The following is a 6,410-nucleotide window of genomic DNA, read 5'->3' on the forward strand; positions in this document are numbered from 1 at the left end:
CCCGCGCACCGACGCGCCCGTCGGCCCCACCCCAGGAGGAACCATGGTCGGACTCGTAGCCCTGCTCGACGACGTCGCCGCCCTCGCCCGCCTCGCCGCCGCGAGCGTGGACGACGTGGCCGCTGGAGCGGGACGCGCCGCGGCCAAGGCGGCGGGCGTGGTGGTCGACGACGCCGCGGTGACCCCGCAGTACATGGCCGGCGCGGCCGCCGCCCGGGAGCTGCCGATGATCTGGCGGATCACCAAGGGCTCCCTGCGCAACAAGCTCGTGATCATCCTGCCCGCCCTGCTGCTGCTCGACTGGCTCGCACCCTGGATCCTGCCGTGGCTGCTGCTGGCCGGCGGCACCTATCTGTCCTACGAGGGCGCGCACAAGGTGTGGGGCAAGCTCACCGGCCACGGGCATGCCGATGCCGACGGCGAGGAGCCCGCCGTCGAGCGAGGCCCGGAGGCCGAGGACACCGTGGTGCGCGGGGCCATCACCACGGACTTCATCCTGTCCCTGGAGATCATGGTCATCTCCATGAACGAGGTGGCCGACCTGGGCTTCTGGATGAAGGCGGCGATCCTGGCGGTGGTGGCCGTCGTCATCACCGCGGGCGTGTACGGGGTGGTGGGGCTGATCGTGAAGATGGACGACGTCGGCCTGCACCTGCACCAGAACGCGTCGACCTCCGGCGGCCGCTCGTTCGGCGCCGGGCTGGTCAAGGCCATGCCGCACGTGCTGCGCGTGGTGACCGTCATCGGCACCGTGGCGATGCTCTGGGTGGGCGGCCACATCGTCCTCGTGGAGCTGGACGCGCTGGGCGTGCCGTGGCCCTACGCCGTGCAGCACGGGATCGTCGAGCCCGTCACGCACGCTGCCGGCGCGTTCCTCGGCTGGCTCACGGAGACCGCGACGTCGGCCGTGTGGGGCCTGCTCTGGGGCTCGGTCGCGCTCGGGGTGGTCCTGCTCGTCGGACGCCTGCGCGGGAAGAAGGCCGCGCCCGCCCACTGACGCCGTCGGCCGACGGGTCCGCCCCCACCCGCGCCCGACGCCGAGGCCCGCAGACGCGCCGCTACGCACGGAAGGTAGCGGCGCGTCTGCGGGCCTCGGCGCTGGATCCGTCTCCCGGCGGGCCCCGTCAGTCGGCGGTGAGGAAGGTGCGCACCGCGGAGACGAAGGCCTCGGGCTGGTCGGCGTGCAGCCAGTGGCCGGCGTCCCGGACGGTCACGCGCACGACGCGCGGGAACAGCTCCTTCATCCGCGGCACGTCCTCGTCCTGGACGTAGTCCGACTCGGCGCCGGCCAGCCACAGGACCGGATGGTCGAACACGCGCTCCGGGTCCTCGGGGACCACCGGGTCCGGGAACGAGCCGATCTCCCGCAGGTGCTCGAAGAGCATGGCCACATTGGGCTGCCACGCGAAGTGGCCGCCCGTGCGCCGCAGGTTCTGCAGCAGGAAGCCGCGCACCCGCACGTCGTGGACGTGCTCGGCCATGGCGGCGTCGGCCTCGGCCCGCGAGTCGTACGCGTCCAGGTCCATGCGCAGCATGGTGCCCAGCAGGTGGACGAACTCGTCCGTGGCCTGCGGCGAGACCCGCGGGGAGATGTCCTCCACGATCAGCCGGTCCACGAGGTCCGGGTGCCGCAGGGCGAGCACCATCGCGACCTTGCCCCCCATCGAGTGGCCCAGCAGATGGACCGGCCCGTCGGCGGCGAGCCCGGCGCGCAGGTGGGCGGCCACCCGGTCCGCGATCTCGCGGTAGTCCACCCGGTCCGTCCAGGGCGAGGCGCCGTGGTCGGGCAGATCGATCAACTCCACCGTGAAGTCGTCGCCCAGCTCCTTGGCCGGGCCGGTGAAGTTCCGGCCGCGGCCCATGAGGCCGTGCAGGAACGCGACGCGGCGCGAGCCCTCCCCGATGCGGGTGGAGGCCAGGGGGGCGTCGGACGGGGCGGAGGAGGCGGTCGTGTTCACCCGACTCAGGCTAGCGCGGGAACGCGCCGGTGCCTCCGCCGCCTTACAGTCACCTTGACCCTCTGAGATGGGCAGGAACAGTGTCATACTGACCAGAACAGCCCCGTCAGTCCGCCCGGGAGGTCCCATGCCGGTCGCTGAGGCCCGCGTCAGCGTCGCCGTGTCCACGGCCGTCTTCGGCGTGCGCCCGGATGCGCACGGCGTGCCCCGCCTCTGCGTCGCCCTCGTCCCGCGGATGCGCGAGCCGTTCCTGGACCGGTGGGCGCTGCCGGGCGCGTGGCTCGGCGCAGACGAGGAGCTGGCCGACGTCGCCGCACGCGTGGCCGCCGAGTGCGTGCCCGGACCCGTCCGTCGCCTCGAGCAGCTGGCGGCGTTCGGCGCCGTGGACCGCTCCCCCACCGGACGCGTCCTCACGGTGGCCCACTGGGCGCTCAGCCCCGCCCTGGACGACGACGGCGCCACCCCGGCGTCCCGCCCGGACCCGGACGTGACCGGGCTGCCCATCGGGGTCCATGTGCGCTGGCACCGGGCCGACGCCCCGCCCGCGCTGGCGTTCGACCACGCCCAGATCCTGGCGGCGGCCGTGGCGCGCCTGCGCGCGGACCTGCCGCGAGCCGGCGTCGGGCACGCGCTGCTGGGGCCCTCCTTCACCCTCGCCGAGCTGCGCGCCGTGCACGAGGCCGTCCTCGGCCGCGGCCTCGACGCCGCCAACTTCCGCCGCGCCACCCTCGCCGCCGGGACCCTCGAGGAGACCGGTGAGGTCCGCGGCGGCACTCCGCACCGCCCGCCCAAGCTCTACCGCTACCGGCCCGCCGGGCCCGGGACCGACCCCGATCCCGCCGGGCCGGACGCCCGCCGCTGACCATCAGCCCCGACCCAGGAGTCACCCATGACCACCCCGACCGGGACCACCGCCTCGGTGGCCCGCACCCTGACCCTGATCGACAAGGACGCCGCGCGCGGCTCCTCGTGCTCCCCCGACCTGACCCGCGGCCCCTGGGCGTTCGACGCCGGCCTGCCCGCGTACGGCCCCGGAGCATCGCAGGACGACGCCGTCCCGGCCGACGCCCCCGTGCAGGGCCGCATCCCCGAGGAGTACCAGCGGGCCTCGGACGAGGAGCTCCACGCCCGGATCAGCGCGGCGCGGCAGACGCTCGGCGAACGCGTCGTCGTGCTGGGCCACTTCTACCAGCGCGACGAGGTCGTCCAGCACGCCGACTTCGTGGGCGACTCCTTCCAGCTCGCGCGGGCCTCCCAGGGCCGGCCCGAGGCGGAGGCGATCGTGTTCTGCGGCGTGCACTTCATGGCGGAGACCGCGGATCTGCTCTCCACCCCGGACCAGGCCGTCATCCTGCCCAACCTCGCCGCCGGCTGCTCCATGGCGGACATGGCCGACCTGGACTCGGTCGAGGACGCGTGGGAGCAGCTCGAGGCGGTCTACGGCACCGAGCCGGACGACGACGGGCGCGTGCCCCTGCTGCCCGTGACCTACATGAACTCCTCCGCGGCCCTCAAGGGCTTCGTCGGCGAGCGCGGCGGCATCGTGTGCACGTCCTCCAACGCCTCGGCCGTGCTGGACTGGGCGTTCGAGCGTGCCCAGCGCGTCCTGTTCTTCCCGGACCAGCACCTGGGCCGGAACACGGGCCGCGCCAGGGGGATCCCGCTCGAGCAGATGCCGACGTGGAACCCCCGCCTGCCCCTGGGCGGGAACTCCGAGGACGCCCTGCAGGACGCGAAGGTCCTGCTGTGGCACGGCTTCTGCTCGGTGCACCGCCGCTTCACCGTGGCGCAGATCGAGCAGGCCCGCGCCGAGCACCCGGACGTCCAGGTGATCGTGCACCCCGAGTGCCCCCTGCCCGTGGTGGAGGCCGCGGACTCCTCCGGGTCCACGGACTTCATCGTCAAGGCCATCCAGGCGGCGCCGGCCGGCTCGACCTTCGCGATCGGCACCGAGATCAACCTCGTGCAGCGCCTGGCCGCCCAGCACCCCGAGCACACGATCTTCTGCCTCGATCCCGTGATCTGCCCGTGCTCCACGATGTACCGCATCCACCCCGGCTACCTCGCGTGGGTCCTCGAGGAGCTCGTGGCCGGCCGCGTGGTCAACCGGATCACCGTGCCGGCGTCCGTGGCCGAGCCGGCCCGCACCGCTCTCGAGCGGATGCTGGCCGTCGCGCCGAAGCAGTCGGCCGCGCAGTCCGCCGGGGCCGGGGCGTGAGCCCGGCCGACCGCGCGCCGGCGACGCCGGCCCCGCAGCCGGACGTGGAGCGGATCGTGGCCGCAGCGCTCGCCGAGGACGCGCCCTGGGGTGACGTCTCCTCGGAGGCCTTCGTCCCGGAGCAGGCCCGGATCACCGCGCGCGTGGTGGCCCGCGAGGCCGGGGTGCTCTCCGGCACGAACGCCCTCGAGGCCGCCTTCCGGCTCGTCGACCCGGCCGTGTCCGTCACCCTGCACTTGGCCGACGGCGCCGACCTGTCCCCCGGCGCCGTGGTCGCCGAGGTCGCGGGTCCCGCCCGCTCGGTGCTGCGGGCCGAACGCGTGGCGCTGAACCTCGTCCAGCGCCTGTCCGGGATCGCCACGACGACGGCCGCCCACGTGGCCGCCGTGCGCGCCGGCGGCGGGCACGCGCGGGTGGTGGACACCCGCAAGACCACCCCGGGTCTGCGCGTGCTCGAGCGGCAGGCGGTGCGGGACGGCGGCGGGCACAACCACCGCTCCAGCCTCTCGGATGCCGTGATGCTGAAGGACAACCACCTGGCCGCGCTGGGGTTCGGCGGCCCCGGCGACCCGGGCGAGGACCTCACCGTGGCCCTGCGCACCGGGATGGCACGCCTGCCGCACACCACCCACGTGGAGGTGGAGGTCGACCGGCTCGAGCAGATCCCGGCGGTGCTCGCCGCCGGGGTCGACACGATCATGCTGGACAACTTCTCGCCGGCCGAGCTGCGGGCCGGCGTCGAGCTCGTGGCGGGCCGGGCCGTCGTCGAGGCCTCCGGCGGGGTGAGCCTCGAGACGATCGGGGCGATCGCGGCCACGGGCGTGGACGTGATCTCGGTGGGGGCACTGACCCATGCCGTCCGGTCCCTGGACCTGGGCCTGGACGCCGTGGTCGAGGAGGTCTCGCCGCGCCGATGAGCACCACCCTCGACCTGGACCACGCGGCCACCGCGCCCGTCCGGCGCAACGCGCTGGAGGCGATGTGGCCCGCGCTCACGGGCGTCTACGGCAACCCTTCCTCGGCGCACGAGGCCGGCCGGGCGGCGGCGGCCCTGCTCGAGGACGCCCGCGCGCGGGTGGCCCGCGCGATCGGCGCCCGGGCCGGGCAGGTCGTGTTCACCTCGGGCGGCACGGAGGCCGACGCGCTCGCCGTGCTCGGCACGGTGCGCGCCCGGATCCTCGCCGGCCGCCCGGCGGGCCACGTGCTGACCACGGGGATCGAGCACAGCGCGGTGCGGCAGTCCTGTGACCAGCTGGCCCGGCTGCACGGCGTCGAGGTCGAGCACCTCGCGCTGGACCGTGACGGCCTGACCTCCGCGGACGACCTCGCCGCCCGCCTGCGCCCGGACACCGCGCTTGTCAGCGTGCACCTGGCCCACAACGAGGTGGGCACGGTGCAGCCGGTGGCCGAGCTGGCCGCCGTCGCCCGGGAGGCGGGCGTGCCGCTGCACATGGACGCGGTGCAGGCCGCGGGGCAGATCCCGGTGGACGTGCGCGCCCTCGGGGCGGATCTCGTGGCGCTGTCCGGGCACAAGGTCGGCGGGCCCAAGGGGGTCGGCGCACTGTGGGTGCGCCCGGGTCACGCCCTGGAACCGCTCGTGCCCGGTGGGGGCCAGGAGCGGGGCCGGCGGTCCGGGACGCAGAACGTGGCCGGCGCGGCCGGGTTCGCGGCCGCCTTCGAGGAGGCCGAGGCGGAGCGCGCCGCGGCCGCGGACGCGTGGGCCGAGCTGCGGGACCGGTTCGCGGCGCGCGTGCTCGACGGCGTCCGGGAGTTCGTGCCCGACGCGCGGCTGACCGGCCATCCCGCGCGGCGACTGCCGCGTCACGCCTCGTTCGTGCTGCCCGGCGTGAACGGCGAGTCGGTGCTGGAGGAGGCGGCCCGCCGGGGCGTGCTGGCCTCAGCGGGGTCCGCGTGCTCGGCCCACGACGCCGAGCCGTCCCCGGCCCTGCTCGCGCTGGGCCTCAGCGACGACGAGGCCCGCACGGCCCTGCGCTGCACGTTCGGCCCGGACGCCGACGCCCCGCTGCTCGACGCCGCCGCGGACGCGATCGTCGCCGCCGTCCGGACGGTCACCGCCCTGCGCTGAGCGGCCCCGGGCCGGTCGACCCCGATGCCGCCGGGGGCCGGCGTCGAAAGTTCACCCGAGGGTCAGCCCGACGCCACATGTGCCTCGCCTGCGTGCCCCACCCTGGCCCCGTGAAGCAGACCACCGCACCCCTGACCCACCCCACCTC

6 protein-coding genes are annotated in these 6,410 nt (G+C 75.3%); 5 read left to right on the forward strand and 1 reads right to left on the reverse strand.

Going from position 1 to position 6,410, the window contains the following annotated elements; translation table 11 throughout:
* The first annotated feature begins 43 nt into the window (after window positions 1–43).
* Window positions 44–997, forward strand: coding sequence for a DUF808 domain-containing protein (locus J1M44_RS10060; RefSeq protein ID WP_002855181.1), 954 nt, complete (start codon window positions 44–46; stop codon window positions 995–997).
* Between the two features lie 127 nt (window positions 998–1,124).
* Here the strand turns inward: J1M44_RS10060 and J1M44_RS10065 are convergent, their stop codons facing one another.
* Window positions 1,125–1,958 carry an alpha/beta fold hydrolase gene (locus tag J1M44_RS10065; protein ID WP_144825079.1) on the reverse strand — a complete coding sequence of 278 codons (834 nt, stop codon included), beginning with the start codon at window positions 1,956–1,958 and terminating at the stop codon, window positions 1,125–1,127.
* 127 nt (window positions 1,959–2,085) lie between these two features.
* Between J1M44_RS10065 and J1M44_RS10070 the strand changes: the two genes are divergently transcribed.
* From J1M44_RS10070 to J1M44_RS10085, 4 genes are read left to right on the forward strand one after another with little or no spacing between them, the layout of a single operon-like run.
* Window positions 2,086–2,820: an NUDIX hydrolase gene (locus J1M44_RS10070; RefSeq protein ID WP_060775273.1), complete on the forward strand. Its 735-nt coding sequence runs from the start codon at window positions 2,086–2,088 to the stop codon at window positions 2,818–2,820.
* 27 nt (window positions 2,821–2,847) lie between these two features.
* Entirely contained in the window at window positions 2,848–4,176 is a 1,329-nt protein-coding gene (gene nadA, locus J1M44_RS10075; RefSeq protein ID WP_049160965.1) for a quinolinate synthase NadA, read from the forward strand.
* Window positions 4,173–5,093, forward strand: coding sequence for a carboxylating nicotinate-nucleotide diphosphorylase (nadC, locus tag J1M44_RS10080; RefSeq protein WP_144825078.1), 921 nt, complete (start codon window positions 4,173–4,175; stop codon window positions 5,091–5,093). Before nadA ends, nadC begins: the two co-directional genes overlap by 4 nt.
* Window positions 5,090–6,262: a cysteine desulfurase family protein gene (locus J1M44_RS10085; protein ID WP_206480920.1), complete on the forward strand. Its 1,173-nt coding sequence runs from the start codon at window positions 5,090–5,092 to the stop codon at window positions 6,260–6,262. The genes nadC and J1M44_RS10085 overlap by 4 nt, the downstream gene beginning before the upstream one ends.
* Window positions 6,263–6,410: the final 148 nt, after the last annotated feature.

Origin of the sequence: Micrococcus sp. KRD128, from assembly GCF_017168395.1 — a bacterium.
GTDB classification, from domain to species: Bacteria; Actinomycetota; Actinomycetes; order Actinomycetales; family Micrococcaceae; genus Micrococcus; species Micrococcus luteus.